Origin of the sequence: Streptomyces litchfieldiae, from assembly GCF_031845365.1 — a bacterium.
GTDB lineage: Bacteria > Actinomycetota > Actinomycetes > Streptomycetales > Streptomycetaceae > Streptomyces > Streptomyces litchfieldiae.
In genome coordinates, this window is the sequence record NZ_JAVREL010000005.1 from 84112 (window position 1) to 109597 (window position 25486).

The following is a 25486-nucleotide window of genomic DNA, read 5'->3' on the forward strand; positions in this document are numbered from 1 at the left end:
GTCCTCCGGGAAAAGGAGGTGGGTGACGGCCGTTAAGACTCCGAGTTGATCAACAAGGTTGTACGGCCGCCGAATTCAGGAGACCAGCGCGCAGCCGTCGAACGAGAGGCAGCCACAGCCGGCGCACCGGGCGAAGCGGGCCCGGGTGCGTTCCAACTGCTCGATGCGCGCGTTCAGCCGGTCGCCCCAGCAGTGCGCCGCCCTGGCCCAGACCTCCTCGGTGGGCGCGGCGTTCTCCGGGAGCAGGGCCAGCACGTCGCCGATCGCGGAGAGCGGCATGCCCAGCTCCTGCGAGGCGCGGATGAAGGCGACGCGGCGCAGGGTCTCGCGGCGGTAGCGGCGCTGGTTCCCGCTGGTGCGGCGGCTGCTGATCAGGCCCCGCCGTTCGTAGAAACGGAGGGCCGACGCCGCGATTCCGGTGCGGACGGCCAGCTCACCGATGGTGAGCTCCTCGTCCGCCGGGCGCGATGCTGTCACCCCACCAACCTAGCTTGACCTGAACCATGGTTGACGTTCGAGACTGCCGAAGCGGCGGGGGCGGAGAGCGAGGAGTTGAGCATGAGCACGGTACGGCATGGCACGTTGCCCGACATCACGCGTCCCGGGGTCGGCGCCGTGCTGGTCGGCGAGGGGTCCGGGGCGGACGGGGCGGGCGCCGGCGCGGTGGTCGCCGCGCTGGCGAACGGGCCCTGGCCGGCGGGGCTGCTGGCGTTCGGCGTCCTGCGCACCGGCGACGGCGAACGGGAACTGACCTATGGCCAGTGGACCGACGCGGAGGCCGGGCGGGCGTTCATGGAGCGGTTCACCGCCGCCGAGCAGACGGCGTACGAGCTGTATCGCAGCGGCGCGCGGGAGCACGCGCCGGCGCCCGGGTGCGTGGTGGTGGTCGCGGTGGAGTTCGACGGCCCGGATCGGGAGCGGCAACAGCGGTGGGTGGACGCGGTGTTCGAGGCGCTGGACGCGGAGGCGGAGGCGGAGCCGCATCCGGGCGGCATATCGGCGCATTTCCATGTGAGCGCCGACGGCACCCGCGTGCTCAACTACGCGGAGTGGACGGATGAGGAAGCGCACCGCGCCGCCCTGGCGAGCCCCGCCGACTCGCCCGCCTGGCGCCGGGTCCGGGACTTTCCGGGCGTGGTGGCCGGCGAGGTCACGCGCTACCGCCCGGTCGAGACCGTCGAGACCGTCGAGGCGGAGGACGAGGCGCTGGACAGCCCGACCGACTGGGTGGCCGCCCACGTCCGCCGCTACGTCGAAACGGACGGCCGCGAGGGGCACCTCTACCAGGGCTGGCCGACGCTGCTGCTGACCACCCGGGGCCGGAAGTCGGGCAAGCGACGCCGCACCGCGCTGATCTACGGGCGGGACGGCGACCGTTATCTGCTGGTCGGCTCGAACGCCGGGGCGCCGAGCCACCCCGCCTGGTACCTCAACCTGCTGGCGCACGCCGAGGCCGAGGTCCAGGTCGGGGCCGAGAAGTTCACCGCGCGGGCCCGCACCGCCACCGCCGAGGAGAAGGCGGCGCTGTGGGGGCGGATGACGGAGATCTTCCCGCTCTACGACACGTACCGGACGCGGACCGAACGGGACATCCCGCTGGTGATCGTCGAACGCGTCCCGGCGGGCTGAACGCGGACGCCTTCGCGGGGTGGGCCCGGTCAGGCGAGGCCGAGGTCCTGGACCAGGCGCGCCTTGGAGCGGGCGCCGACCAGGGAGCGCACCGGCTCGCCGCCGCGGAAGAGCATCAGGGTGGGCATGGACAGCACGGAGTAGGCGGCGGTCGTCTCGGGGTTGTGATCCACATTGAGGCTCACGACCTTGAGCTCCCCCGCGCGCTCCCGCGCGAGATCCGCCAGCACGGGGGCGACCATGCGGCAGGGCGGGCACCAGTCGGCGGTGAAGTCGACCAGGACGGGCAGGGACGAGGTGAGCACCTCGTCGGCGAACGTGGCATCGGTGATCTTGGCCAGGCCGGTGGTGGTCGGCATGGGTGTGGGCTCCTTGCGGGGAGGGACCGGCGGTCAGCCGGTCCGGCCGATGGGTCCGGCGCCGTGCGGCGCGAGCTCGCAGCGGGGCTCCGGCACAGCGGCGGGGGCAGGCGTCCCCGCGCCGGTCTCGGCGCGGGTCAGCCGCTCCCGCACGGTGTCCCGGACGGCCTGCAACTGCGCGATGCAGGCGTCCAGTTCGGCGAGCTTGCGGCGGTAGACGTCGAGCGAGGCAGGGCAGGCGTCGCCGCTCGGATGGCCGGCCCGCAGGCACTCCACGAAGGGTCGTGTCTCCTCCAGCCCGAACCCGGAGTCCTGGAGCGTGCGGATCTGCCGCAGCAGCCGCAGGTCGTCCTCGCCGTAGACGCGATGGCCGTTCGGACCGCGCCGCGCGGTGAGCAGGCCCCGGGACTCGTAGTAGCGCAGCGCGCGCGTGGTGGTGCCGGCCCGCGCGGCCAGTTCTCCGATACGCATCGGCACTCCTCACTCCTCCGGGACCGGCTGTCCGTCCTCGTCGTCATCGACGCTACGCCCTGACGCCGACGTCAACGCCAGTCCGCCGGCGCCGCTGCCGCGAGGCGTTAACATACCGCGTACCTACTGAGTATGTATCGCGTATGTATGCCCATCTCGGGACTCCGGAGGAGCACCATGCCCACCCAGTGCGACCAGCGGACGGCACACCGTGAGCCCCGCTGGGACAACCTGCGCTATCTGGCCGGCACCCTGGTCATCTGCATGCACGCGGCGGACACGATCACCGACCGCGACGGGCTGCGCTGGCTGCACATCGCCACCTGGGCGCTGCGCGTTCCGCTGCTCGCCGTGCTGGCCGGGTACTTCAGCCACGCGGCACCACTGACCGGGCGGCGGGCGTGGCGGCTGGTCGAGTCGATCGTCGTGCCGTACCTGCTCTGCCTCGGGCTGCACACCGTGGAGATCGCGCTCATGTCCCGGGCCCGGTGGACGCTTCCGCTCCCCGGCCCGGCGTGGACGCTGTGGTTCTTGCTGTCCCTGCTCACCTGGCGTGCGGCGCTGCCGTGGCTGGCCCGGCTGCGGCACCCGCTGGCCGTGTCGGTGGGGGCGGCGCTGCTGGCGGGCTATGTCCCGGTCATCGGGCTGGAGTTCTCACTGTCCCGGACGCTGGCCTTCCTGCCGTTCTTCCTGCTCGGCTGGCGGCTGCGGCAGGGCCTGTTCGCCCCGGCGCTGCGGGCGGACTGGACCCGCCGGGCCGCGTGGGGCGTGCTGGTCGGCGCGTTCGTCCTGGCGTGGTGCGCGCGGAACGCCGTGGATCTGGAGGCGCTGAAGATGCGCGGCCCCTATGGCGCGGGCGACCCGCTGGAGTCGCCGTGGGCCTGGACGGTGCGGGCCGCCGTCCTCGGCTGCGGGATGGCCGTGGCGCTCAGCGCCGTCCGGCTGGTGCCGACGCGCCGGATCCCGTTCGTGACGACGCTGGGCGCGGGCGGGCTGTCCATGTACCTGCTGCACCCGTTCGTCCTGCGGCCCATCGAGGCGGCGCGGGGCGTCGACTGGGCGCGGTCCTGGGGCGAACAGGCCCTGCTGCTCGCGCTGTCGGCGGCGCTGGCCGCGGTGCTGGCAGCGCCGCCGGTGCGCCGCCTGGCCCGGCCGCTGATTCAGCCGCGGCTGTCGCGGGCCGTGGCGGGCGCCGTCGCCTTCGACGTCCGGCGGCGCGGTCAGCGGCGCGGTCAGCGGCGCGGTCAGCGGCGCGGCAGCGGCGGGAGGCCGGTCACGCTCATGACAAGAGAGTAGAGCGTGGTGGTGGCGGTGATGAAGAGGCGGTTGCGCCGAGGGCCGCCGAAGCGGATGTTGGCGACCGTGCGCGGCACGCGGATGCGGCCCAGCAGCGTGCCGTCCGGGTCGTAGCAGTGCACGCCGTCGTCCAGGGCGGCGGCCCACAGCCGGCCGCGGTCGTCGAGGCGGATGTTGTCGAAGCTGCTCGTCCGGCAGGTGGCGAAGATCTCGCCGTCGCTCAGGGTGCCGTTCTCGCGCACGTCGAAGACGCGGATGTGGCCGGCGCGGCTGTCGGACACGAACAGCTTGCGCTCGTCGGCGGAGAACACCAGGCCGTTGGGCCCGCGGAACCCGTCGGCGACCAGCCGCACCTCGCCGTCGGCGGGATCGACGCGGTAGACGTTGCAGGCGCCGATCTCGCTCTCCGCGCGGTGGCCCTCGTAGTCGCTGGCGATGCCGAAGTCCGGGTCGGAGAACCAGACCGAGCCGTCCGAGTGCACGGCCGCGTCGTTCGGGCTGTTGAGCCGCTTGCTGCCGAAACGGTCGGCGAGCACGGTGAGGGAGCCGTCGTGCTCGGTGCGGGTGATGCGGCGGCTGCCCTGCTCACAGGTGATCAGGCGGCCCCGGCCGTCCAGGGTGTTGCCGTTGGGGTGCCCGGCGGGCGAGCGGAAGACGCCGACCGCGCCGGTGGTCTCGTCCCAGCGCAGCAGGCGGTCGTTGGGGATGTCGCTCCACAGGAGGTACCGGCCGGCCGGCACATAGAGGGGGCCCTCCGACCAGCGGCAGCCCTCGTACAGCGTCTCCAACTGCCGGTCGCCCGCGCCGCACAGGCCCGTCCTGAACCGCTCGTCGAGAACCTCGTACACCATGCGCGCTCCTCGTTCCGTCCTGGCCCCGGCGCGACGGTCTCCGCCGCGGGCGCGACGAGTGGACACCAGGAACGCGGCCGGGTCAACCAGGCGCGGCCGTGAACGCCCCGGCGCGGGCCGCCGCGAGCGCGCCGGCCGCGGCCCGCTCGGCCGTCGCCGCATCCGCCCCCTCGCCGGTGATGAACAGCCGGTAGTACAGCGGGGCCACGGCCATGCGCACCACCTCCTCCGGGTCGGTGCCCGGGGGCAGCTCGCCGCGGTCCACGGCTCGGGAGACCACGGCGGCCGCGGCCCGCTGGCGGCCGGTGAGGAACGCGTGCAGCGCCCGGCCCGCGGCCGGGTCGCGCACGGCCGCGGCCACCAGGGCGCGGGCGACCGGGGCGGTGGCGGCACCGGTGAACCCCGACACCACCTCGGCCGTGATCGCGCGCAGATCGCCGTCAGCCGTTCCGGTGTCGGGCACGGGCCAGGGCTCGTCGCGGGCCAGGTCGAGCGCGTCGGCCGCGAGCGCGGCGGGCGATCCCCAGCGGCGGTAGACCGTCGTCCGGTGCACCCCGGACCGGGCGGCGACGCCGTCCACGGTCAGGCGGTCGAAGCCCTTCTCGGCGAGTTCGGCCAGGGTCGCGCGCCGCACGGCCTCCCGGGTGCGGGCGGTCCGGCCGCCGGGGCGGGCGCTGCCGGGCCGTCGCGACGGGGGCAATTCGGTGGCGTTCGTCGTGTCCTCCATGACATCATGTAGCCTAATGCAACAGCGTCGCGTTTAGCGCGCGAGGCACGGCGGACAGGACAGGACAAGAGGAGCGCGGCAGTCATGGAGCGAGCACGGTCTTTCGCGATGCCGAACCGTTCATCCCTTGCTCCGGAGGCCGCCCTTGTCCGCCCAGCTTGTTCTGAAGGACGTCACCAAGTCCTACGCCGGCCGGCTCGTTCTTGATCACATCTCGCTGACCGTCGCGCCCGGCTCGCGCGTCGGGATCGTCGGGGAGAACGGCTCCGGCAAGTCCACGCTGCTGCGCCTGATCGCCGGGGCCGCCGCGCCCGACGACGGCACCGTCACCGTGGCCGCGCCCGGCGGCATCGGCCATCTCGGGCAGACCCTCGACCTGCCGAACGACCACACCGTGCGCGGCGCCCTGGACACGGCGCTCGCGGAGCTGCGCGCGATGGAGCGGCGCCTGCGGGAACTGGAGGCCGTCCTCGCCGCGGGCGACCCCGCCGGCGACGTGCTCGTCGCGTATGGCGACCTGCTCAACGCCTTTGAGGCGCGCGGCGGTTACGAGGCCGACGCCCGCGCGGACAAGGCCCTGCACGCGCTCGGCCTCGGCGGGCTGCCCGCCGACCGCCGCCTGGGCGACCTGTCCGGCGGGGAACGGGCCCGGCTGGGCCTGGCCTGTCTGCTGACGTCCGCCCCGGAGCTGATGCTGCTCGACGAGCCCACCAACCACCTGGACGCCGCCGCCCTGACCTGGCTGGAGGACCGGCTGCGCGCGCACCGGGGGACGGTGGTCGCCGTCTCCCACGACCGGACCTTCCTGGAACGGGTCACCACCGCCGTCGTCGAGGTCGCGGACGGCGCGGTCACCCGCTACGGCGACGGCTACGCGGGCTTCCTCGCCGGGCATGCGGCGGCCCGGCAGCGGTGGGAGCAGGCGTACGCCGACTGGTGCGGGCAGATCGAGGAGGCGGAGCGGTACGCCGCGACCACCGCGCACCGGGTGGCGCCCGGCCGGGCCATGAAGGACGGCAACAAGATGGCCTACGACCGCAGCGGCGGGCGCGTGCAGAACTCGGTCGCCGGCCGCGTGCGGCAGGCCCGGGAACGACTGCGGCGGCTGCGCCGGGATCCGGTGCCCAAGCCGCCCGAACCGCTGCGCTTCGGCGGCGGCTTCGGCACAGCCGGCGCGCCGAAGGGGACGCTCGCCGAGCTGACGGAGGTCCGGGTCGGCGACCGGCTGCGGATCGCGGACTTCGGCATCGCGGCCGGGGAGCGCCTGCTGATCACGGGCTCCAACGGCGCCGGGAAGTCGACATTTCTGCGGCTGCTCGCGGGCGAGCTCGCGCCCGACTCCGGCACCGTGCGGCGACGGGGCCGCGCCGGCTGGCTGCCGCAGGACCCGGCGCCCGGCGATCCGGCCCGTTCGCTGCTGGCCGCCTTCGCCGCGGGCCGCGCGGGCTGCGAGGAGGAGCACCGCGAACGGCTGCTGTCCCTGGGTCTGTTCCACGCGGAGGCGCTGGACACGCGGGTGGGCGAGCTGTCGGTCGGGCAGCGGCAACGGCTGGCCCTCGCCCGGCTGCTGACCGAGGAAACCGACCTGCTGCTGCTCGACGAGCCGACCAACCACCTCTCCCCCGCCCTGGTGGAGGAGCTGGAACGGGCGCTGGAGGCGTACTCCGGCGCGCTCGTCGTGGTGTCGCACGATCGCGCGCTGTGCGGCCGGTTCGCCGGCGGGCGGCTGCGCCTGGAGAAGGGAGAACCGGTCCGATGACCCAATACCCGGTCGAGATCGAGGAGATCAGGGTGGCCGACCGCGCGGCCGGCCCGTATGCCATCACCACCGGGCCGGACGGGGCGCTGTGGTTCGCCGAGATGAACGCGAACCAGGTGGGCCGCGTCAGCACGGCGGGCGAGATCACCGAGTATCCGCTGCCGGTGCCGGGCGCGTTCCCCTCGGGGATCACGGCGGGGGCGGATGGCGCGCTGTGGTTCACCATGAATCAGGCGGACGCCGTCGGGCGGATCACCGTGTCCGGTGAGGTCACGGTCTTCCCGCTGCCGACGGAGGGCGCCGCTCCGGTCGGGATCGCGGCGGGGGCGGACGGCACGGTGTGGTTCACCGAGATCGGCGCGGGTGCGATCGGACGGATCACCCCGGCCGGAGAGATCACCGAGGTGCCGCTGGCCGACCGCCGGGCGCGCCCGCACGCGGTGGCGGTGGACGCGGCGGGCGACTGCTGGTTCACCGAGTGGGGCGGCAACCGCGTCGGCCGGCTGGCCGCCGGCGGCGGCGAGCCGGTGAGCCACGACCTGCCGACTCCGTCCGCCGAGCCGCACGGCCTGGTCCAGGGGCCGGACGGCGCGATCTGGGCGGCGCTGGAGATCGGCACGCTGGCCCGGCTGTCCGGCCCGGGCGCGGGGCCCCGCCCGGGCGCCCGGTGACTCATTCGACCGAGACCCCGAACCAGCGCAGCGCCACCGGCCTGGCGCTGGGCGCCGCGTCCTCCGGGCCCCGGGAGAAGCGGGCGAGCAGCTCCAGATAGGCGTCGTGGAAGGCGTCCAGCTCCTCCCGGGTGAGGTGGCTGAGGCTGCGCGAACCGCGCAGAAAGGCGTCAGGCTCCGCCTCGTTCGCCAGATAGCGCCGGGCCAGCTCCAGGTCCTCGGCCATCCGCATCCGGTCCAGGGTGGAGACGACCGCGCGCTCGCCGTCGGTCAGCTCCTCCAGCGCGGGCCGGCGCACGTCCAGCCCCCGGACCGCCCGCCACCAGCGCTCGCGTCCGCCGGCGCGCTCGGGAATGTCCTCGATGAAGCCGCCGCGCTCCAGCCTCCGCAGGTGGTAGCTGAGGGTGCCCGTGTTCTCGTCGAGGGCCGCGGCCAGCGTCGTGGAGGTCGCCGGGCCGGAGACGCCGAGGTGGCGCAGGATCCGCTGGCGCAGGGGGTGGGCCAGCGCCTTGAGGGCCGTGGGATCGCTGACGGTCCGCCGCTCCTCGCCCCCCGGCTCCGCCGATTCGGCCGGCTGCCCCGGCTCGTCCCGCTGCTCGCTCATACCCGCACCTTACCGCGCTTTCTTTGCAGAGAAAAGCATGCAGAGCTTTACATGCAGAGGAATGTCTGCAATGCTTCCGGCGGGAGGCGATCGCCTCCCGCCCAGCCACCAGCAGGGGGATGTCCGTCAATGCCTTCACACACTCGCGGCCCGCGCCGCGCCCGCCGCCTCACCGCCGCGCTGTTCGCGCTCGCCCTCGGGGCCGGCGCCGCCCCGGCCGCCCACGCCCACGCCACAGCCGAGGAGCCGGTCCCGGACACCTGGGCCTGCCCGGCGGTCGAGGAGCTTCCCGAGGGCGCCGATCCCGGCGAGTGGCGCTGCGAGGTGATGACCGCGGTCGGGCGGCTGGACCTCGGCCGCGCCGGACTCGCGATCGACGAGCCCATGACCCTGACCTTCGCCGAGGGCCGGCTGGACGGTGAGTTCGCCCAGGTCTTCGGGGAGTTGGACGCCGCTCCGCTGCGGGTGCCGGGGACGCCGCTGACCCTGACTCCGCGGTATGGCGGGTTCTCCGACTTCGAGTCGGACGAGGAGCGGCGGGGTGAGCTGTCGCTGACGTTCGCGCTCGCGGGTCCGCTGGTGCCGCCCGGCTGTTCCATAGGCACCGACGCGCGCCCGGTCCATCTGGTGCTGAAGGAGACCACCGGTCCGGCCGTCGTCTCGGAGGATCCCCTGGTGGTGACGTTCGGCGTCGAGGACAACGCCTTCGCCGTTCCCCGGACTTCGGGCTGCGGTCGCCTGGGCCCGCTGCTGGACGCGGTCCTCGGGCTGCCCTCCCCGGCCGGGGAGAACGGGATCGCGCTGGACGCCGAGGTGACCCTGCTGCCCTACGGCTCCTGAGGGCGGCGGCCGGCCGGGGTGCCGGGACGGCCGGCGCGCGCCACGCGTCAGCCCTCGCGGGCCAGCGCTTCCCGCAGGCGGGCCGCCAGCCCCGCGCTCTCCTCGGGCGACCGGGCCAGCACCCCGTGCTCGGTCATCAGGGCGTGGTACTGCTGCCGCTCATAGGGCACGCCAGGCGGCAGTCCGGCGATGTGCCAGTGCAGATGCGCGTTGCCCTGCTGGCTGCCCAGCGACAGCAGATAGGTCCGCTCCGGCGCCAGCACCTCCTCCACGGCCAGCGCCACCCGGCGCACCACTCCCATCAGCCGCAGATACGCGTCCTCGTCCAACTCCCGGACGACGTGCTCCACATGTGCCTTCGGCGCGACCAGGACCTTCCCCGGCAGGGTGGGCCACCGGTCCAGAAAGGCGATGTGGTCGGCGTCCTCGAAGACCGTCTCGTGGCGGTAGTCGGGATCCCCGGCGAGGAACGCGCAGACGAAGCAGGGGCCCGTCCGCACCTTCTCCTCGTACGCCTCAAGATCGAACCCCACCCGCTCCGGCCCGCCCATCACCATCGCCGCCCTCTCTCCTCGTCCTGATCGCCGTCTCCAGCTCGTCCATCGTCCGCACGAAGGCCGCTTCGAGATCCACCCCGTAGCGGTGCGCCAGGATCAGCACCGACCACAGACAGTCGGCGAGCTCGTGCTCCAGCGCCGCCCGGCCGCCGGGCATGTCGCGGGCTCCCTCCTCCGCCATCACCAGCTTCGCCAGATCGCCCACGTCCCCGACGAAGCCCAGCATGAACTCCTCCCGCGTCCATACCCGGCCGCGCTCGCGCAAGTTCAGCTCGTCATAGAGGTCGTGGACGCGCTGGGCGCGCTCGGTGAGGGCGTCGAGATCCATGCGGCCGACGCTATCCCCGGGCCGGTGGCCCGCGTAGTACCTGAGGGGGACCCGGGGAAATCCTCACCGGTGGGGGCGACCGGGACGCCGGGCGCGGCCTAGCGTTCGGCGTGTGACCCAGTCCGCCCAGAATCCCAGCCTCCGCACCGAACTCCGCCTCGTCCGCGCCGGGTTCAACGGCCTGCGCGAGGACCTGTTCACCGGGGCGTTCGCCTTCCGACCGCTGCCGCCACTGCCCGGCACCTGGCCACTGCTGCGGCGGCTCCCCGAGCCGGGCAGGGCGTACGCGCGCTGGCTGCCGCATGTGGCCGTCGTGACCTTGGGGATCGTCCTGATGATCACGGCGGCGGCCGAGTTGGGCCGGTACGCCGAACCGGCCACCCGGCTGAACGCGCTCACCGTCGGTGTCCCGGTGGTTCTCGTCATCTTCCGCCCGGTGGGCGCCTGGTGGCTGTCCCTCGCGGGCTTCCTGATCGTGGCGAACTTCGGCATCTCGGAGAACTGGCCCTGGCTGATCAGCGCCCTGTGCTCGCACACGCTGGTGATGGCCATGGTCGCGGCCCGGACCCGGCCCCGGGCGGCGGCCGAGATGTGGCTGATCACCACGGCGGCGACGCTCGCGGTGCCCAACCCCGGCAGGGGATATGGCGACAGCTCCCCGTACATGATCGTCCCCTCCGGCCTGGTGCTGCTCACCGTCGCCCTGGTGCGCGGCTGGCTCGACTCGCGGCACGAGGTCGTCTACCAGGCGCTGCGCGGCGGGGCCTCCGGCTTCCTGCTGAAGGACGCCTCCGCCCGCCAACTCGCCGAGGGCGTCCGCGTGGTGGCGGCCGGCGAGGCGTTGCTGGCGCCCACGGTCGCCAAGCGGTCGATCACCGAGTTCGCCCGGCTGGACGGCGGGCCCCGGCCGCCGGCCCGGCAGCGGCTGGGCGATCTGACGGAGCGGGAGACGGAGGTGCTGGCGCTCATCGCCCAGGGCCTGTCGAACGCCGAGATCGCCGCCCGGTTGGTGGTCGCGGAGTCCACGATCAAGACCCATGTGAGCCGCGTGCTGGTGAAGCTGGACCTGCGCGACCGCACCCAGGCGGCGGTCTTCGCCTATGAGGCGCGGCTGGTGACCCCGTCCTGAGCCAGCACGGCAACGTCCCCGCCCGGAGACGTTCCGGGCGGGGACGAGGGGTCACCGGCCAGTGGAGACCGGGAGGATCAGGGGAGCGTCACCCCGTAGGCGCTCGCCGCCTCCACCACCGGCTGGAAGAAGGTCGTGCCGCCGGAGGAGCAGTTGCCGCTGCCGCCGGAGGTCAGGCCGAGACCGGTGCTACCGGACCACAGCGGGCCACCGCTGTCGCCGGGCTCGGCACAGATGTTGGTCCGGATGAGCCCGTACACGATGCCGTCGGGGCCGTAGTCCACCGTCCAGTTCAGCCCGGTGACGCTGCCGCAGTGCACGCCGGTCGTGCTGCCGCTGCGGCAGGCGGACTGCCCGACCACCGGGTTGGCGAACGAGGTGATGGTCCCGCCGCCCAGCACCGTGCTCGGCACGGACGACGGCCGCGGGTCGTACTGCACGAGGCCGAAGTCGTTGCCCGGGAAGCTCGACCCGGCCGTGAAGCCGATCCAGCTCGCTCCGTCGTGCCACAGCGGGTAGGGCGGCGTGGGCCCGTACGGGTCCGCCGTGCAGTGCCCGGCGGTCAGGAAGTAGTAGGTGCTTCCGGACCGGACGTTGAAGCCCAGGGAGCAACGCCAGCCGACGTCGGCGTAGACGGCGTCGCCGCCCTGGAGGTACGTCTCGAACGTGCCCTCGGTGCGCTCGATCGTCAGCGCGCCGGCGAGCGAGCCCGCGCTGCTTCTGATCTTGGCGATCTCGGACCGGGAGACGGTCTCGTCGGCGAGGACGAGGACCGAGTTCGACTCGGCGTCGACGGCCCAGGCGGTGCCGCCGACATCGGCGGCGTCCACCGCCTGGCTGGCCTCCGTCAACTGCGCGGTGCTGAACGTGTCGGCGGAGTCGGCCGCCTGGGCGACGCCCGGCACGAAGAGGGCCGACAGGGCCGACAGTCCGGCGGCCACGGCCAGGGCCCGTAAGCTCCGGGCCAGCCGCCCGCGGGGGTTGGTGCGCTGCGTACTCACTTGCTGCCTCCAGAAGGATTCGTCGATCCGGTGGATGAGCCGATCGTGAGGTGCGCGAAGCGTGGACGACGCGCACAGAATGCACATGCCCACGACAAGCACTGCACCGAATCCTCCCATCGCCGCCGTCATTTCCTAGCGCGCGATCCGGCCACTCCTTGCACGGAGCGTCAGCGCCCGGGTGCGGGGTGTCGCGATCGGTCGCGGTGGCGAACCGCCTCCGCCGCCGGGCCTGCGGCCCGCGCGGCAGGCGGAGTTCGCGGACGCGATCCGCGGCCGGGGAGCCACCGCGCCACTCCGGGCCCAGTTGCCCCGGCCGCCCCCCGACACGCTCCGCTGCCGGTCCGTCACGGATCAGCGCCACGCCGGGCGATGGCCTGAAGTACGCGGCCTCGGAGGCGGGTTCAGCCCTCGCTGTGGCCCAGGCTCCGGCCCGGGGCCACCCGGTCGCGAACGAGGCGCTTGACGGCGGCCGGTTCGGGGAAGCCCTGGGTCCGCCGGTCCCACACCACCTCGTCGTCGACGCTCACCACGAACACGCCGCCGGTGCCGGGCACCAGGGACACCTGGGCGAGCTCCTTCTCGAACGTGCCCAGCAGTTCCTGCGCCAGCCAGGACGCCCGGGGCAGCCAGCGGCACTGCGTGCAGTACTCGATCCGCACCGTCGGCGAAGGTGGAGAAAAGGTCATGGTCGATCATCCCAGCGCGTTGCGCAGCACGGCCCAGGCCACGGCGCTGCCCAGCAGCGCGGCGGACCCGCGGCGGCCGAACCGCGGGCGGTAACGCCGACCGCGCAGGCCCTCGTACAGCCAGCGTCCGCCCACCCACAGGACCAGCGGAACGCCGAGGAGCAGCAGGTACGCGTTGTCCTGGAACGCGGCAGCCAGGTCGCCGTGCAGCATGTCGTAGGTCATCCGGGTGCCGCCGCACGCCGGACAGTCCAGTCCGGTGGCCCAGTTGAAGGGGCAGCGCGGCAGCAACCGGCCGCCCTCATGGGGGTTGGTGCGCCACAGATAGGCGGCACCCGCCCCGCCCGCCGCCAGCGCGGCCAGCGGCGGGAGGGCGGGGTGGGACATCCGCCGGGGCGTCATCCCGGGTCAACTGCTCTTGAGAACGAGGCCCTGGGCGTCGGTGCGGTCCTCGCTCACCAGGAACATGATGCCGTCGATGAGCGCCCAGATACCCAGGCCGCCACAGGTGAAGAGCTGCGCGAGGGCCATGCCGGTGTGGCCGGTGTACCAGCGGCCGGCACCGAAGCTGCCCAGCAGGATCTGGAGCACACCCGCGACGATCTTGGACTTCCCGGAGTATGGCCGCCCCAGCCGGTCGTAGCCGAACGGCGCGTTGGGGTCCGGCGGGTAGCCGCCGGGACCGGGCGGCGGGTAGCCGCCCGGGCCGGGCTGGCCGGGCTGCGGGTAGCCACCGGGCCCCGGCTGACCGGGCTGGCCCGGGTAGCCGTAGCCGGGCTGACCCGGCTGACCGGGCTGGCCGTAGGCGGGCTGCCCCGGCTGACCGGACGCCGGCGGCTGCTGGCCGGGCTGCTGCGGCTGGCTCTGGTAGGGATTCTGGTCGGACATGGTCCCCCCGTGGGGCGTGGATGAGCGGTCTGGCTGCGCCTGTCAGGGGCTGACAGGCACCCGACATACTGCCAGGAGGTGCCGTCTTCCGGACTGCCAGGGCGGAAGTTCGTATCGGAGCGGGCGCCCGGCGAGACGACGGGCACGCTGCCGGACGCCTCCCCAGCGCCACGTAGCCTCGGATCCATGAGCTCCGCCGTGATCAGGACCGTGCTCGGCGACATAGCGGCGACCGAGCTGGGCGTGTGCGACGCCCACGACCATCTCTTCCTCGCCTCCCCGCTGTTGGCCGGTCAGGAGCTGGACGACCCCGCGGCGGCCGTGGCCGAGGCCCGGGCGTTCGCCGAACTCGGCGGGCGGGCCGTGGCGCAGTGGACGCCGTTCGGCATGGGCCGGCGGGCCGGCCGGCTGGCCGAAGTGTCCCGCGCCGCCGGGGTACAAGTGATCGCGGCGACCGTGCTGCACCAGGCGCGGCACTACGCCCCGGCGCTGCTGATGGGGGCACCTCCCTGGGGGCACCTCCCGGACGAAGTCAGGGGGAGGAGTCTGGGGGAGGGTGCGGGACCGGCTCGCCGAACTGTTCGTGGCGGAACTGACCCGGGGCATGCGCACCGACGACGACCCCGACGGCCCGGCGGGCGCGGCCCGGGCCGGGATGATCAAGGTGGCGGGCGCGTTCCACGGCCTCGACGCGCACGCCCGGCACGTCATGTCGGCCGCGGCGGAGGCGCATCACGCGACGGGCGCGCCGATCGGCGTGCACCTGGAGGGCGGCACGGCCGCCACGGACACGATCGAGCTGCTGTGCGGAACGCTGGGTGTGCCGCCGGAGCGCGTGATCCTGGGCCATCTGAACCGTTCGCCGGACACCCAGGTGCACCGGCAGGCCGCCGAGGCGGGCGTGTTCCTGGCGTTCGACGGGCCCTCGCGCGCCCATCACGCCAGCGACTGGCGGCTGATGGACTCGCTGGCGGCGCTAGGGCCACGGCGGGCAGTTGCTGCTGGGCGGCGACACCACGACCGCCGCCGCGCGGTCGGTGGACGGCGAGGGCCCCGGCCTGCCGTTTCTGCTGCGGGGCCTGCGCCCGTGCGTCGAGCGGGAGTTGGGGGCCGAGGTGGCGACGGCGGCGTTCGTCACCAACCCGGCCCGGGCGTTCGCGGTGAAGTGGCAGTAGGCGGCCCGGAGACTCAGCCGAGGAGGGCGCGGGTGAACAACTCCGCGCGTTCCTCGGCATATTCCGCGTCACCGCGCCACGCGTCGCCGTGGCCCTCCTCCCACAGCCGCGCCCACGGCAGCGTCCCGCGCCGCGACTGCTCCCGGAGGAAGTCGTGCATGGAGCGCGAGCGGACGCCCAGCAGCGGCACGAGCGCCCGCCGGTCGGCCTCGTCGTCCAGGCCATAGGCGTCGGCGAACAGGCGCAGCCGCGCGGCGGCGTCCGGATCGGGCCGCTGGTACGCCGCGTTGGCCGACAGCGGCGCGAAGCCGCGCACGGCGTAGGCGATGTCCCACAGGCGGGTGCCGGGGCCGGCCGCGTCCCAGTCGATGAACGTCCAGGTGTCGGTGGCGTCGTCGATCACCAGGTTCCACGGGGCGAGGTCGTGGTGCGCGATGATCTCGTCGCCGTCGGCCGGGATGAGGACGTTCCAGCGGGCGTCGGGCGGCGGCGTGAAGCCGGCCACGGCGTCGTGGAAGTCGCGGATGAGCCGGGCGACGCGGGCGAGCCGTTCGTCGGGGGCCATCAGCGGGAACCGCTCGGGCCACACCGTGGCGCCGGGCGCGAACGTCAGCACCTCCCGGCCCTGTTCGTCGATGCCCAGCGGGCGGGGCGCGGCCGGGTAGCCGGCCTCGTGCAGGTGGGTGAGCAGGGCGTGCACGGACGGCGTCCACGGCCCGGCGGGGCGGCGCACGGTGTCACCGGCGCGCACCACCCCGGCGTTGGCGTTGCCGCCGGTCAGCGGCTGTTCGGTGGTGTTTTTCACGCGCGGAATGATGCCTCGGGGCCGCCGTCCGCTCACCCCCTTTTTACGCCGAGTGCCCGGCGAGCCGCACCGTGTCGGTGGTGCCGTCCGGCCAGGACACCGTGACGCCCTCCGCCGTGAACTCCCAGTCCGGGGCGGGCGGCAGCGTTCCGTCCGGGATCACGCCGAGGAACAGCGCGACGGCGTGCGCCGGGCCGGTCCCCTCGTAGACGGGGGTGGCGCTGTGCCGGCCGAACGCGTTGGCGCCCTCGGCGCGGTGCGGCGTCACCGTGCCGGTGCCGGGCCGCGCCACCAGCGCGCTGGTCAGCCCGGGCGGCAGCGGCATGGCGTCGAAGAGGGCGCCGGTCCACAGCGGTGCGGCGGCGGCGAACCGGTGGACGAGGGAACGGCCCTGGTGCAGCGGGGAGCCGTTCCCCGCGACGAGGTGCGCGGCGTCGGCGAGGAAGAGGCGCAGCCGCTCGCGGTAGCGGTCGGCCAGGCCCGGTTCGGCGTCCGCGCCCGAGACGCGGCAGTACCACAGCGGGTAGAAGTGCATCGCCCAGCCGTTGTAGTGGTCGAAGTTCCGCTCGCCGCCGTCGGTGTACCAGCCGTCGCCCCGGTACCAGGCGTCGGTGGCGGCGATGGCGTACGCGGGGTGAGGCCGGAGTCGTCGGCGGGGATGGTCACGTGGGGGTCGCCTTTCTCACGTCTCGGACCACGCACGGTCCGGTCAGGCGCGGGGGTAGCGCTCCAGCCAGACGCGGGCGGAGTCGCCGGGCCCGTGCAGGGCCGGGCCCTGGGTCATCTCCATCGCGAAGTCGTCGGCCAGTTCCAGGATGGTCGCCCGCCCCTCCAGCTCCGCCAGCCAGGCGGGCGGGAGGGCCGTTTCGCCGTGCAGCGCGCCCAGCAGGTTGCCGCAGATGGAGCCGGTGGAGTCGGAGTCGCCGCCGTGGTTCACGGCGAGCAGCAGGCCGTGCCGCATGTCCTCCGCCACCAGCGCGCAGTACACGCCGATGGCCAGCGCCTCCTCCGCCGTCCAGCCCTCGCCCAGCGACTCGACCCGCTCGGGGCTCGGCATGCCCTGCCGGACCGTGCCCAGCGCCCTCTTCAGCGCCTCCGTCGTCTCGTCGTGGCCCGGCCGGGACTGGAGCTGCACCAGCGCCTTCTGCACCGCCGCGTCCAGATCGTCGCCGCGCACCAGCGCGTGCACGATCGCGGCGAACGCGCCCGCCGCCAGGATTCCGGTGGGGTGGCCGTGCGTCTGCGCCGCGCACTCCACGCCCAACTGGAACACCAACTGCGGCTCCCAGCCGACCAGCAGCCCGAACGGCGCGGAGCGCATCACCGTGCCGCAGCCCTTGGAGTCGGGGTTCTTCGGCTTCTCGACCGTGCCCATCACCGCGTCGCCGAGCCCGCTCAGACAGGCCCGGCCCGGCGCCCGCTGCGCGTACAGCCACTCCTGGCGGGCCAGCCAGCCGTCGCCCGGCCGCCGTTCGTCCGGCCCCCACTCGCGCTGCGTGGTGAACCACCGGCGGTACGCGGCGTGCACGTCCGTCGGCGGATGCCACGCGCCGGTGTCCCGCCGCACATGGGCCCGGATCAGCCCGTCGACCGTGAACATCGTCATCTGCGTGTCGTCCGTGATCGCCCCGCGCCGCCCGTAGGCCGGCACGTAGTCGGTCACGCCGTCGGGACCGTGCGCCTCCCGGATCGCGGCCAGCGAGTCGAACTCGATGCCCGCGCCCAGCGCGTCCCCGATCGCCCCGCCGAGCAGACAGCCCCGGACCCGGCTGCGGAAGTCCTGCTGCTCCGCGCGCCCCCACAGCGCGCCGCCGACCGGCGCGGTCATGCCCCGGCCCCCGATCCGATGACCGGCAGCAGCCGGGGCAGTTGACCGTCGGCGGCCAGGGCCCGCTCGCCGCGCTCGGCGGTGACCTCGCCGTAGGTGGTGGTGCGCAGCCGGGACGGCCGGCCGGCGGCCTCGGCGATGGCGCGCAGGTCGGCCACCGAGCGGTAGGAGCCGTAAGTGGAGCCCGCCATCCGGGAGATGGTCTCCTCCATCAGTGTGCCGCCCAGGTCGTTGGCGCCGGAGCGCAGCATCTCGGCGGCGCCCTCGGTGCCCAGCTTCACCCAGCTCGTCTGGATGTTGGTGATGTGCGGGTGGAGCAGCAGCCGGGCCATGGCCGTGACCGCGCGGTTGTCGCGGGGGGTGGGCCCGGGGCGGGCGATGCCCGCCAGATAGACGGGGGCGTTGGTGTGGATGAACGGCAGCGTCACGAACTCGGTGAACCCGGCCACACCCTTCTCCTCGTTGCCCCGCTGGATCGCGGCCAGCGTCCGCAGGTGTCCCAGCCAGTGCCGGGGCTGGTCCACGTGCCCGTACATCATGGTGGAGGAGGACCGCAGGCCCAGCTCGTGCGCCGTGGTGACGACCTCGGTCCAGGTGGCGGCCGGCAGCTTGCCCTTGGTCAGCACCCAGCGGACCTCGTCGTCCAGGATCTCCGCGGCCGTGCCGGGGATGGTGTCGAGCCCGGCCTCCCGCGCGGCCGTCAGCCAGTCGGTGATCGACATCCCGGTGCGGGTCGCGCCGTTGACGACCTCCATCGGGGAGAACGCGTGGACGTGGATCTCCGGCACCCGCTCCTTCACGGCGCGGACGATGTCGAAGTAGGCGTCGCCCGGCAGGTCGGGGTGGATGCCGCCCTGCATGCAGACCTCGACCGCGCCCACGTCCCACGCCTGCGCGGCGCGCTCGGCGACCTGGTCCAGGGAGAGGGTGTAGGCGTCGGCGTCGGTGCGGCGCTGGGCGAAGGCGCAGAACCGGCAGCCGGTGTAGCAGACGTTGGTGAAGTTGATGTTGCGCGTGACGATGTAGGTCACGGTCTCGCCCACCACGGAACGGCGCAGGTCGTCCGCGACGCGGCAGAGCGCGTCCAGCGCGGGCCCGTCGGCGTGCAGCAGCGCCAGCGCCTGGCCGTCGGTGAGCTTCGTCGGATCGTCGGCGGCCACCGAGAGTGCCTCGCGCACGTCGCCGTCCAGACGCTCCGGGACCATGCCGGGCGCGGCCAGGTCGCGCAGCTCCTCCCAGTCGCCGTACACCTCGTCGAAGTCGTCGCGCCGGTCGCCGGTGCGGCCCGTGGTGTCGATGGAACGGTGCAGGTCCGTGCGGCCGGCGGCGGTCAGCGGCTCGTCCGGCTCCTGCCAGGGCAGCCCGCGCGGGATCGCGTCCTCGCGGGCCAGCCCGGTGTCCGGGTCGGCCAGCGCGGTGACGTGCGGCAGCAGCCTGGGGTCCAGCCAGGGCTCGCCGCGCTTGATGAACTCCGGGTAGATCGTGAGCCGTTCGCGCAGGGTGAAGCCGGCCGCGGCGGTGCGCGCGGCCAGCTCGTCGATGTGCGGCCAGGGCCGCTCCGGGTTGACGTGATCCGGGGTGAGCGGGGAGACGCCGCCCCAGTCGTCGATGCCGGCGCGGATGAGCAGCGCGTACTCCTCGTCGACCAGGTTGGGCGGCGCCTGGACGCGGGCCGCCGGGCCGAGCAGCAGCCGGGTCACGGCGACGGCCGCCGCCAGCTCGGCCAGCTCCGCGTCGGGCATGCCGCGCATGGCCGTGTCGGGCTTGGCGCGGAAGTTCTGCACGATGACTTCCTGAACGCCCCGGTAGGCGCGGGCCACCTTGCGCATCGCGAAGATGGACTCGGCGCGCTCCTCGAAGGTCTCGCCGATGCCGATGAGCAGGCCGGTGGTGAACGGCACGCTGGAACGGCCGGCGTCCTCCAGCACCCGCAGCCGCACGGTGGGCTCCTTGTCGGGCGAGCCGTAATGCGGGCCGCCCGGCTCCGACCACAGCCGCGTCGCCGTCGTCTCCAGCATCATGCCCATGGAGGGCGCCACCGGCTTCAGCCGCTGGAAGTCGGTCCAGGACAGCACGCCCGGGTTGAGGTGCGGCAGCAGGCCGGTCTCCTCCAGCACGCGAACCGCCATCGCCCGCACATAGGCGAGGGTGTCGTCGTAGCCGGCCGCGTTCAGCCACTCACGCGCCTCCGGCCAGCGGTCCTCCGGCTTGTCCCCCAGCGTGAACAGGGCCTCCTTGCAGCCCATTTCGGCGCCCCGGCGGGCGATGTCCAGCACCTCGTCCGGCGACAGGAACATCCCATGGCCGCCCGCCCGCAGCTTGCCCGGCACCGTGACGAAGGTGCAGTAGTGGCAGCGGTCCCGGCACAGCCGGGTGAGCGGGATGAACACCTTCTTCGAGTACGTGATCACACCGGGCCGGCCGGCGGCCTCCAGGCCGGCGTCCCGCACCCGGGCCGCCGCTCCGGCCAGCCGCTCCAGATCGGCGTCCCGGGCCTGGAGCAGCACGGCTGCCTCCGCCACGTCCAGGGCCACCCCGTCCGCGGCGCGGCGCAGCGCGCGCCGCATCGCGTTGGCAGTCGGTACCTGCGCGCTCGTCGTCATTCCACGAGCATAAGAGGGAGCCGAACAGGCGAACACGGCGTCGCCAGCCGTGTACCCGCTCCTTCCTCGTGTTTCTCCCGGACGCCAGCCGCCGATGTGACGGTGGCCACGTCGGACAGCGGCGTGAACCGACGCGAAGTGCTCCGGCTCGGCGCCGCGACGGGCGGGGCCACGGCGATTACCCTGGCGCCGGTGGAATTCGCGCAGGCCCAGGGAACTTCCGGCGACGGCACCGGGACACGCACCGTGCGCGGCCATCTGGCCACCGGCGCACCGGACTTCGTCTATCTGCCCGTCGAAGTGCCGGTCGGCGTACGGCGGATCGCCGTCTCCTACACCTACGACCGGCCGCGGGTCCCGGCCGGCACCCCCGGGAACGCGCTGGACATCGGCGTCTTCGACGAGCGCGGCACCGACCTGCCGGGCCGGGGCTTCCGCGGCTGGTCGGGCGGCTTCCGCACCGAGTTCGCGATCTCGGCCGAGGAGGCGACGCCCGGCTATCTCGCCGGCCCGGTGAACGCGGGCACCTGGCACATCGTTCTCGGCCCCTACACCGTGGCGCCCCAGGGCCTGGACTACGAGGTGACCATCACCCTCGACGCGGGCCCGGCCGGGACGACGCCGCGGCCGGTGTACCCGCCGGAGCGGGCCGCCGGGCGCGGCCGGGCCTGGTACCGGGGCGACTGCCACCTGCACACCGTGTACTCCGACGGCGCCCGCACCCCGGCCGAGGTGGCGGCGGCGGCCCGCGCGGCCGGGCTGGACTTCATCGTCACCACCGAGCACAACACCAGCTCCGGGCACGGCGCGTGGGGCGGCCTGTGGGGCGACGACCTGCTGGTGCTGTGCGGCGAGGAGGTGACCACGCGCAACGGCCACTACCTGGCGCTCGGCATCGACCCCGGCACGTTCGTCGACTGGCGCTACCGGGTCCGCGACGACGCGTACGCCCGTTACGCGCGCCGGATCCACCGGGCCGGCGGGCTGGTGGTCCCGGCGCACGCCCACGCGACGTGCATCGGCTGCTCCTGGAGGTTCGGCTTCCGGGAGGCCGACGCCGTCGAACTGTGGAACGGCCCCTGGACCCCGGAGGACGAGCTGGCGCTGGCCAGTTGGGAGACGCTGCTGCGCGACGGCCGGGCCTGGCTGCCGGCCATGGGCAACAGCGACGCGCACCGGGAGCCGCAGGCCGTCGGCCTGCCGCAGACGGTGGTGCTGGCCGACGACCTGACGCGGCGCGCGATCCTGGACGGCATCGCCGCCGGCCGCAGCTACCTCGCCGAATCCGCCGACGTCGAGCTGGACTTCACCGTCAGCGACGAACACGGCCGGCACGCCGGCATCGGCGAACGGCTCGACGCCCCGGCCGACGCGAAGGTCACGGTACGGCTCGCGGCCTCCGGCGTGCCCGACGGCGTCGTCCGGCTGATCTCCGACCAGGGCGTGATGCGCGGTGAGCGATTGCCCGCCGACGGCCGGGGAACCGTCACGTGGCGGACCACCGTCTCCAACGTCGCACACGTACGGGCGGAGATCCGGCACGCGCCCGCCGACGGAGGCGCGTCCGGACTGCCAGGACCGATGGCCGCGATGACGAATCCGGTCTTTCTCGGGGGCAGCCAGGACCGATAGACTTCAACGTTCGCCCCATACGTTGAAGAGGCAAGAAGACAGAGGACACCATGGTCGTTGGTGAGGGGACCACGGGGGGACACACGCCTACCTTGCACTTCGCCGTGCTGGGACCGGTACGCGCCTGGCACGGAGACCGCCCGCTGCCGTCCGGTTCCCCTCAACAACGGGCCCTGCTCGCCGCCCTGTTGCTGCGCGGCGGACGCACGGCCACCGCGCAGGAGCTCGTCGACGCGCTGTGGGGCGACGAGCCGCCGCAGCAGGCGCTGGCGGCGCTGCGCACCTACGCGTCCCGGCTGCGGAAGGCGTTCGCGCCGCGCACCGGGGTGCTGGTCACCGAGATGGGCGGGTACGCGCTGCGGCTCGGCCCGTTCGACGAGCTGGACGTGGACACCGTCGGCAAGCTGTCGGCGGCGGCCGAGAAGTCCACCGCGACCGGCGAGTTGATGCGGGCGCACGAGCTGTACGGCAAGGCCCTGGAGCTGTGGGACGGCGAGGCGCTGGGCGGCGTGCCCGGCCCGGAGGCCGAGCTCCAGCACGCCCGGCTGGCCGAACAGCGGCTCGTTCTCCAGGAGTTGCGCCTGGACGTGGGCCTTCAGGCGGGGCTGCACGCCGAGTCGGTGTCGGAGCTGACCGCCCTGACGACCCAGCACCCGCTGCGGGAGCGGCTGCGCGAGCTGCTGATGCTCGCGCTGTACCGCAGCGGGCGGCAGGCCGAGGCGCTGGCCGTCTACGCGGACGCGCGGAAGCTGCTGATCGACGAGCTGGGCGTGGAGCCGCGGGCGGAGCTGTCGGATCTTCAGCAGCGGATTCTGAACGCGGACGCGTCGCTGAGTCAGGGGGGCCAGCAGTCGGCCGCCCAGGCGGCCATCGTGCGGCCCGCCCAGTTGCCCGCCACCGTCCCGGACTTCACGGGGCGCGCCGCGTTCGTCGCGGAGCTGGGCGCCCAACTGGCCGCGGCGGGCGGCCGGGTGATGGCCGTCTCCGCGGTGGCCGGCATCGGCGGGGTGGGCAAGACCACGCTGGCCGTGCAGGTCGCGCACGCCGCACGCGAGCACTTCCCGGACGGACAGCTCTACGTGGACCTGTACGGCGCGGGCTCGGCCCCGGCCGACCCGGGGGCCGTGCTGGCCGCGTTCCTGCGCGCGCTGGGCACCCCCGACGCGTCGATCCCGGAGGGCATCGACGAGCGGGCCGCGCTCTACCGTTCGCTGCTCGACGGCCGCCGCGTGCTGACCCTGCTGGACAACGCCCGGGACGCCGCGCAGGTCCGGCACCTGCTGCCGGGCACCCCGGGCTGCGCCACGCTGATCACCAGCCGGGTGCGCATGGTGGACCTGGCCGGGGCGCACTTGGTGGACCTCGACGTGATGAGCCCCGAGGAGGCGCTCACCCTCTTCACCCGCATCGTCGGCCCGGAGCGGGTCAACGCCGAACGGGACGCCGCGATGGACGTCGTGGCGGCCTGCGGGTTCCTGCCGCTGGCCATCCGGATCGCCGCCTCCCGGCTGGCCGCCCGCCGCACCTGGACCGTGACCGTGCTGGCGCGCAAGCTCAGCGACGAGCGCGGCCGGCTGGACGAGCTCCAGGCCGGCGACCAGGCGGTCAAGGCCACCTTCGAGCTCGGCTACGGCCAACTGGAGCGTGAACAGGCCCGCGCCTTCCGCCTGCTGGGCCTGGCCGACGGCCCCGACATCTCCCTGCCGGCCGCCGCCGCCCTGCTCGACCGGTCCCCGGCCACGACCGAATTCCTGCTGGAATCCCTCGTCGACACCTCCCTGCTGGAGTCCGCCGCGCCGGGCCGTTACCGATTCCACGACCTGGTGCGGCTGTTCGCCCGCTCCTGCGCAGAGCGTGACGAGCAGCCCCCGCCGGAGCGGGAGGCCGCCCGGTCCCGGCTGCTTGACTTCTACCTGGCGACGGCGGCCCGGGTGTACGAGATGCAGCGGCCGGGCGACCGGCTCACCGCGCATCTGCACGCGACGCAGTACCCGGCCCTGGAGTTCCCCACGACGGCGTCGGCCGTCGAGTGGCTGTTCACCGAGGCCGACTGCATCCTGGCCTGTGTGCGCAACTCGCCGCTGGGGCCGCAGTTCGGCAAGGCGGCGGACCTGCTGCTGGTCGCGCGGGACCTGTCGGAGTCGGGCGCGTTCTCCCTCCAGTTCGAGCGCGCGGCCAAGGAGACGCTGTCCACCGCGCAGAAGGCGGAGGACGCGCGCACGGAGGGCCGGGCCCACATCGCGCTGGCCCAGGCGGACAGTCACGCGGGACGGTTCGACTCCTCGGAGAACCACGGGCGGCACGCGTTCCTGCTCGGCGTGGTAGCGGACGACCCGGTCAGCCGCTGCCACGCGGCCAACGAGCGCGGCATCGTCGCCCTCTACCAGGGCCAGCACGAGGACGCGGAGGCCCATCTGACGCGGGCCCTGGAGGAGTTCCGCGCGGACGGGAACCGGCCGGGGGAGGCCAGCGTCCTGGGGAACCTCTCCCATGTGAACCTGATGCTCGGCCGCACGGACAACGCCGTCCGCCTCGCCGATCAGTGCATGGAGATCCTGCGGTCGCTCGGCTCCGACCTCCGGCTGGCCAACGGCCAGTACGCCCTCGGCCGCGCCCTTGCCGAGGACGGCCAGCACGAGTCGGCCATCAGCCAGTTCACGCTCTCGCTTGCCACCTTCCGCTCCCACCGCCAGCGCCTCTGGGAGGGCATGACCCTCTTCCGCATGGCCGCCACCCACGTCGCCATGCGCGACGCGGCCCAGGCCGCGACGCTCGCGGAGCAGGCCCTCGCCCAGCTTCGCAACGTCGGCGGCCCCTGGCGCCGCGCCAACGTCCTCGTCGTCCTCGGCCGGGCGCTGGCCGACATCGGGCAGGCCGGGCGCGCGCAGGCGTGCTGGCAGGAGGCACTGCGCACATACGAGGAGCAGGGCAGCGCGGAAGCCGCCGATGTCCGCAACCTTCTGGGCTCCCAGACCGTCTGAGCCTGCAACGGCCACGGGTTCCGGACCGGGGCCGACTCATTCATGGATCGTTTATCGCGGCATGCCACGCTCGGGCGCACCACATCGCCCCTCAAGGGGGTGATGGCGAGGCGGCGTCCGCCCGTGGACCACGGGGGAGTGAGCGGGCGGGCCTGCCGTCCTTTCGGTAAGAAACGGGAGTTGATTGTGAGCGAGAGCCAGTCCAAGGACCCGCACGGGGGCACGTCGGCCGCCAAGGACGGCAAGCCGGACGTCAAGCCACTGGGCGACAGCTGGTCCACCAGCGAACCCGCCACGGCGGACGGCAAGCCCATAACGAAACCGCTCAGCGACAGCTGGTCCACCAGCGAGCCCGCCGTCAAGCCGCTGGGCGACAGCTGGTCCACCAGCGAACCCGCCACGGCGGACAGCAAGCCCACCAAGAAGAAGCCCACCGCCACGCCCCTCGGCGACAGCTGGTCCACCAGCGAACCGGCGGACGGCGAACCGAGCTAGACAGACCGGATCGGACCCGACCCCACCGGCTGTAGCGGCCCGCACGCCGTTGCAGCCGGTTCTTGCTGCGCGAGTTGGGAATCCTAAGGGGATGGAGACGCGCCGGGTCCGTCAGCCGCAACCCCGTCCCGACCGCTCCACGCCCACGGCAAGTGCCACGTGACGTCC

23 protein-coding genes and 3 pseudogenes are annotated in these 25486 nt (G+C 73.8%); 10 read left to right on the forward strand and 16 right to left on the reverse strand.

Annotated elements, in window-relative coordinates; all coding sequences use genetic code 11:
* Window positions 1-75: 75 nt before the first annotated feature.
* Window positions 76-477 (reverse strand): redox-sensitive transcriptional activator SoxR, encoded by a 402-nt coding sequence (gene soxR / locus RM590_RS11000; protein ID WP_311704279.1) that lies wholly within the window; start codon window positions 475-477, stop codon window positions 76-78.
* Between the two features lie 81 nt (window positions 478-558).
* On the opposite strand from soxR, the gene RM590_RS11005 reads away from it, so the two are divergent.
* Window positions 559-1629, forward strand: coding sequence for a nitroreductase/quinone reductase family protein (locus RM590_RS11005; protein ID WP_311704280.1), 1071 nt, complete (start codon window positions 559-561; stop codon window positions 1627-1629).
* Window positions 1630-1658: 29 nt separating this feature from the next.
* Here the strand turns inward: RM590_RS11005 and trxA are convergent, their stop codons facing one another.
* Both trxA and RM590_RS11015 read right to left on the reverse strand, forming a co-directional pair.
* On the reverse strand, window positions 1659-1988 hold the full coding sequence (trxA, locus tag RM590_RS11010) for a thioredoxin (protein ID WP_311704281.1): 330 nt from the start codon (window positions 1986-1988) through the stop codon (window positions 1659-1661).
* Window positions 1989-2021: 33 nt separating this feature from the next.
* Window positions 2022-2459, reverse strand: a complete 438-nt coding sequence (locus tag RM590_RS11015; RefSeq protein ID WP_311704282.1) for a MerR family transcriptional regulator — start codon at window positions 2457-2459, stop codon at window positions 2022-2024.
* A 177-nt stretch (window positions 2460-2636) separates the two neighbouring features.
* Here RM590_RS11015 and RM590_RS11020 point away from each other — a divergent pair, with 177 nt between their 5' ends.
* Entirely contained in the window at window positions 2637-3755 is a 1119-nt protein-coding gene (locus RM590_RS11020) for an acyltransferase family protein (protein ID WP_311704283.1), read from the forward strand.
* On the opposite strand, the gene RM590_RS11025 is transcribed toward RM590_RS11020, so the two are convergent.
* Complete coding sequence (locus tag RM590_RS11025) at window positions 3704-4606, reverse strand: SMP-30/gluconolactonase/LRE family protein (RefSeq protein WP_311704284.1); 903 nt, start codon at window positions 4604-4606, stop codon at window positions 3704-3706. The two genes, RM590_RS11020 and RM590_RS11025, sit on opposite strands and share 52 nt — an antisense overlap.
* An 82-nt stretch (window positions 4607-4688) precedes the next feature.
* Window positions 4689-5333 carry a TetR/AcrR family transcriptional regulator gene (locus tag RM590_RS11030; protein ID WP_311704285.1) on the reverse strand — a complete coding sequence of 215 codons (645 nt, stop codon included), beginning with the start codon at window positions 5331-5333 and terminating at the stop codon, window positions 4689-4691.
* Between the two features lie 145 nt (window positions 5334-5478).
* On the opposite strand from RM590_RS11030, the gene abc-f reads away from it, so the two are divergent.
* A complete protein-coding gene (gene abc-f, locus RM590_RS11035; protein ID WP_311704286.1) occupies window positions 5479-7092 on the forward strand; it encodes a ribosomal protection-like ABC-F family protein in 1614 nt (537 codons plus the stop codon).
* A 14-nt stretch (window positions 7093-7106) separates the two neighbouring features.
* A pseudogene (locus RM590_RS11040) lies at window positions 7107-7763 on the forward strand (Vgb family protein); the annotation flags it as partial.
* A 1-nt stretch (window position 7764) separates the two neighbouring features.
* Here RM590_RS11040 and RM590_RS11045 read toward each other — a convergent pair.
* On the reverse strand, window positions 7765-8367 hold the full coding sequence (locus RM590_RS11045; protein WP_311704287.1) for an ArsR/SmtB family transcription factor: 603 nt from the start codon (window positions 8365-8367) through the stop codon (window positions 7765-7767).
* A gap of 129 nt (window positions 8368-8496) precedes the next feature.
* On the opposite strand from RM590_RS11045, the gene RM590_RS11050 reads away from it, so the two are divergent.
* Window positions 8497-9207, forward strand: coding sequence for a hypothetical protein (locus RM590_RS11050; protein ID WP_311704288.1), 711 nt, complete (start codon window positions 8497-8499; stop codon window positions 9205-9207).
* Window positions 9208-9254: 47 nt separating this feature from the next.
* On the opposite strand, the gene RM590_RS11055 is transcribed toward RM590_RS11050, so the two are convergent.
* Together RM590_RS11055 and RM590_RS11060 are read right to left on the reverse strand one after the other, a co-directional pair.
* The gene (locus RM590_RS11055) at window positions 9255-9764 is read right to left on the reverse strand and encodes an HIT family protein (RefSeq protein ID WP_311704289.1); all 510 of its coding nucleotides are present in this window, start codon (window positions 9762-9764) and stop codon (window positions 9255-9257) included.
* Entirely contained in the window at window positions 9724-10092 is a 369-nt protein-coding gene (locus RM590_RS11060; protein WP_311704290.1) for a MazG nucleotide pyrophosphohydrolase domain-containing protein, read from the reverse strand. Before RM590_RS11060 ends, RM590_RS11055 begins: the two co-directional genes overlap by 41 nt.
* Before the next feature lie 733 nt (window positions 10093-10825).
* Between RM590_RS11060 and RM590_RS11065 the strand changes: the two are divergent.
* Window positions 10826-11221 (forward strand): annotated as a pseudogene (locus RM590_RS11065) (LuxR C-terminal-related transcriptional regulator); the annotation flags it as partial.
* 77 nt (window positions 11222-11298) lie between these two features.
* On the opposite strand, the gene RM590_RS11070 reads toward RM590_RS11065, so the two are convergent.
* From RM590_RS11070 to RM590_RS11085, 4 genes are all read right to left on the reverse strand, one after another.
* Window positions 11299-12222, reverse strand: coding sequence for a S1 family peptidase (locus RM590_RS11070; RefSeq protein WP_311704291.1), 924 nt, complete (start codon window positions 12220-12222; stop codon window positions 11299-11301).
* Between the two features lie 404 nt (window positions 12223-12626).
* Window positions 12627-12911, reverse strand: coding sequence for a SelT/SelW/SelH family protein (locus RM590_RS11075; RefSeq protein ID WP_311704292.1), 285 nt, complete (start codon window positions 12909-12911; stop codon window positions 12627-12629).
* A gap of 6 nt (window positions 12912-12917) precedes the next feature.
* A complete protein-coding gene (locus RM590_RS11080; RefSeq protein WP_394813847.1) occupies window positions 12918-13313 on the reverse strand; it encodes a DUF2752 domain-containing protein in 396 nt (131 codons plus the stop codon).
* Window positions 13314-13319: 6 nt separating this feature from the next.
* Complete coding sequence (locus tag RM590_RS11085) at window positions 13320-13799, reverse strand: TM2 domain-containing protein (RefSeq protein ID WP_311704294.1); 480 nt, start codon at window positions 13797-13799, stop codon at window positions 13320-13322.
* A 186-nt stretch (window positions 13800-13985) separates the two neighbouring features.
* Here RM590_RS11085 and RM590_RS11090 point away from each other — a divergent pair.
* A pseudogene (locus RM590_RS11090) lies at window positions 13986-14974 on the forward strand (phosphotriesterase family protein).
* A gap of 13 nt (window positions 14975-14987) precedes the next feature.
* Here the strand turns inward: RM590_RS11090 and RM590_RS11095 are convergent.
* The 4 genes from RM590_RS11095 to RM590_RS11110 form a co-directional block, all read right to left on the reverse strand.
* Window positions 14988-15779 (reverse strand): phosphotransferase, encoded by a 792-nt coding sequence (locus tag RM590_RS11095; RefSeq protein WP_311704295.1) that lies wholly within the window; start codon window positions 15777-15779, stop codon window positions 14988-14990.
* Window positions 15780-15822: 43 nt separating this feature from the next.
* Window positions 15823-16401, reverse strand: coding sequence for a DUF2264 domain-containing protein (locus RM590_RS11100; RefSeq protein WP_311704572.1), 579 nt, complete (start codon window positions 16399-16401; stop codon window positions 15823-15825).
* 87 nt (window positions 16402-16488) lie between these two features.
* Window positions 16489-17607, reverse strand: coding sequence for an ADP-ribosylglycohydrolase family protein (locus tag RM590_RS11105; protein ID WP_311704296.1), 1119 nt, complete (start codon window positions 17605-17607; stop codon window positions 16489-16491).
* Window positions 17604-20210, reverse strand: a complete 2607-nt coding sequence (locus tag RM590_RS11110) for a bifunctional FO biosynthesis protein CofGH (RefSeq protein WP_311704297.1) — start codon at window positions 20208-20210, stop codon at window positions 17604-17606. Before RM590_RS11110 ends, RM590_RS11105 begins: the two co-directional genes overlap by 4 nt.
* 123 nt (window positions 20211-20333) lie before the next feature.
* Between RM590_RS11110 and RM590_RS11115 the strand changes: the two genes are divergently transcribed.
* From RM590_RS11115 to RM590_RS11125, 3 genes are all read left to right on the forward strand, one after another.
* On the forward strand, window positions 20334-21842 hold the full coding sequence (locus RM590_RS11115; RefSeq protein ID WP_311704298.1) for a CehA/McbA family metallohydrolase: 1509 nt from the start codon (window positions 20334-20336) through the stop codon (window positions 21840-21842).
* A 50-nt stretch (window positions 21843-21892) separates the two neighbouring features.
* Window positions 21893-24823 (forward strand): AfsR/SARP family transcriptional regulator, encoded by a 2931-nt coding sequence (locus RM590_RS11120; RefSeq protein ID WP_311704299.1) that lies wholly within the window; start codon window positions 21893-21895, stop codon window positions 24821-24823.
* Window positions 24824-25009: 186 nt separating this feature from the next.
* A complete protein-coding gene (locus tag RM590_RS11125) occupies window positions 25010-25318 on the forward strand; it encodes a hypothetical protein (protein WP_311704300.1) in 309 nt (102 codons plus the stop codon).
* Window positions 25319-25486 lie beyond the last annotated feature (168 nt).

Bases quoted from the DNA above. Each gene is read 5' to 3' on its own strand.
- RM590_RS11015 (WP_311704282.1), bottom strand. From the start codon at position 2,459: ATGCGTATCGGAGAACTGGCCGCGCGGGCCGGCACCACCACGCGCGCG.
- RM590_RS11005 (WP_311704280.1), top strand. From the start codon at position 559: ATGAGCACGGTACGGCATGGCACGTTGCCCGACATCACGCGTCCCGGG.
- RM590_RS11025 (WP_311704284.1), bottom strand. From the start codon at position 4,606: ATGGTGTACGAGGTTCTCGACGAGCGGTTCAGGACGGGCCTGTGCGGC.
- RM590_RS11020 (WP_311704283.1), top strand. From the start codon at position 2,637: ATGCCCACCCAGTGCGACCAGCGGACGGCACACCGTGAGCCCCGCTGG.
- RM590_RS11080 (WP_394813847.1), bottom strand. From the start codon at position 13,313: ATGACGCCCCGGCGGATGTCCCACCCCGCCCTCCCGCCGCTGGCCGCG.
- RM590_RS11060 (WP_311704290.1), bottom strand. From the start codon at position 10,092: ATGGATCTCGACGCCCTCACCGAGCGCGCCCAGCGCGTCCACGACCTC.
- RM590_RS11030 (WP_311704285.1), bottom strand. From the start codon at position 5,333: ATGGAGGACACGACGAACGCCACCGAATTGCCCCCGTCGCGACGGCCC.
- RM590_RS11050 (WP_311704288.1), top strand. From the start codon at position 8,497: ATGCCTTCACACACTCGCGGCCCGCGCCGCGCCCGCCGCCTCACCGCC.
- RM590_RS11055 (WP_311704289.1), bottom strand. From the start codon at position 9,764: ATGGTGATGGGCGGGCCGGAGCGGGTGGGGTTCGATCTTGAGGCGTAC.
- RM590_RS11105 (WP_311704296.1), bottom strand. From the start codon at position 17,607: ATGACCGCGCCGGTCGGCGGCGCGCTGTGGGGGCGCGCGGAGCAGCAG.
- RM590_RS11120 (WP_311704299.1), top strand. From the start codon at position 21,893: ATGGTCGTTGGTGAGGGGACCACGGGGGGACACACGCCTACCTTGCAC.
- RM590_RS11075 (WP_311704292.1), bottom strand. From the start codon at position 12,911: ATGACCTTTTCTCCACCTTCGCCGACGGTGCGGATCGAGTACTGCACG.
- RM590_RS11110 (WP_311704297.1), bottom strand. From the start codon at position 20,210: ATGACGACGAGCGCGCAGGTACCGACTGCCAACGCGATGCGGCGCGCG.
- RM590_RS11045 (WP_311704287.1), bottom strand. From the start codon at position 8,367: ATGAGCGAGCAGCGGGACGAGCCGGGGCAGCCGGCCGAATCGGCGGAG.
- RM590_RS11085 (WP_311704294.1), bottom strand. From the start codon at position 13,799: ATGTCCGACCAGAATCCCTACCAGAGCCAGCCGCAGCAGCCCGGCCAG.
- trxA (WP_311704281.1), bottom strand. From the start codon at position 1,988: ATGCCGACCACCACCGGCCTGGCCAAGATCACCGATGCCACGTTCGCC.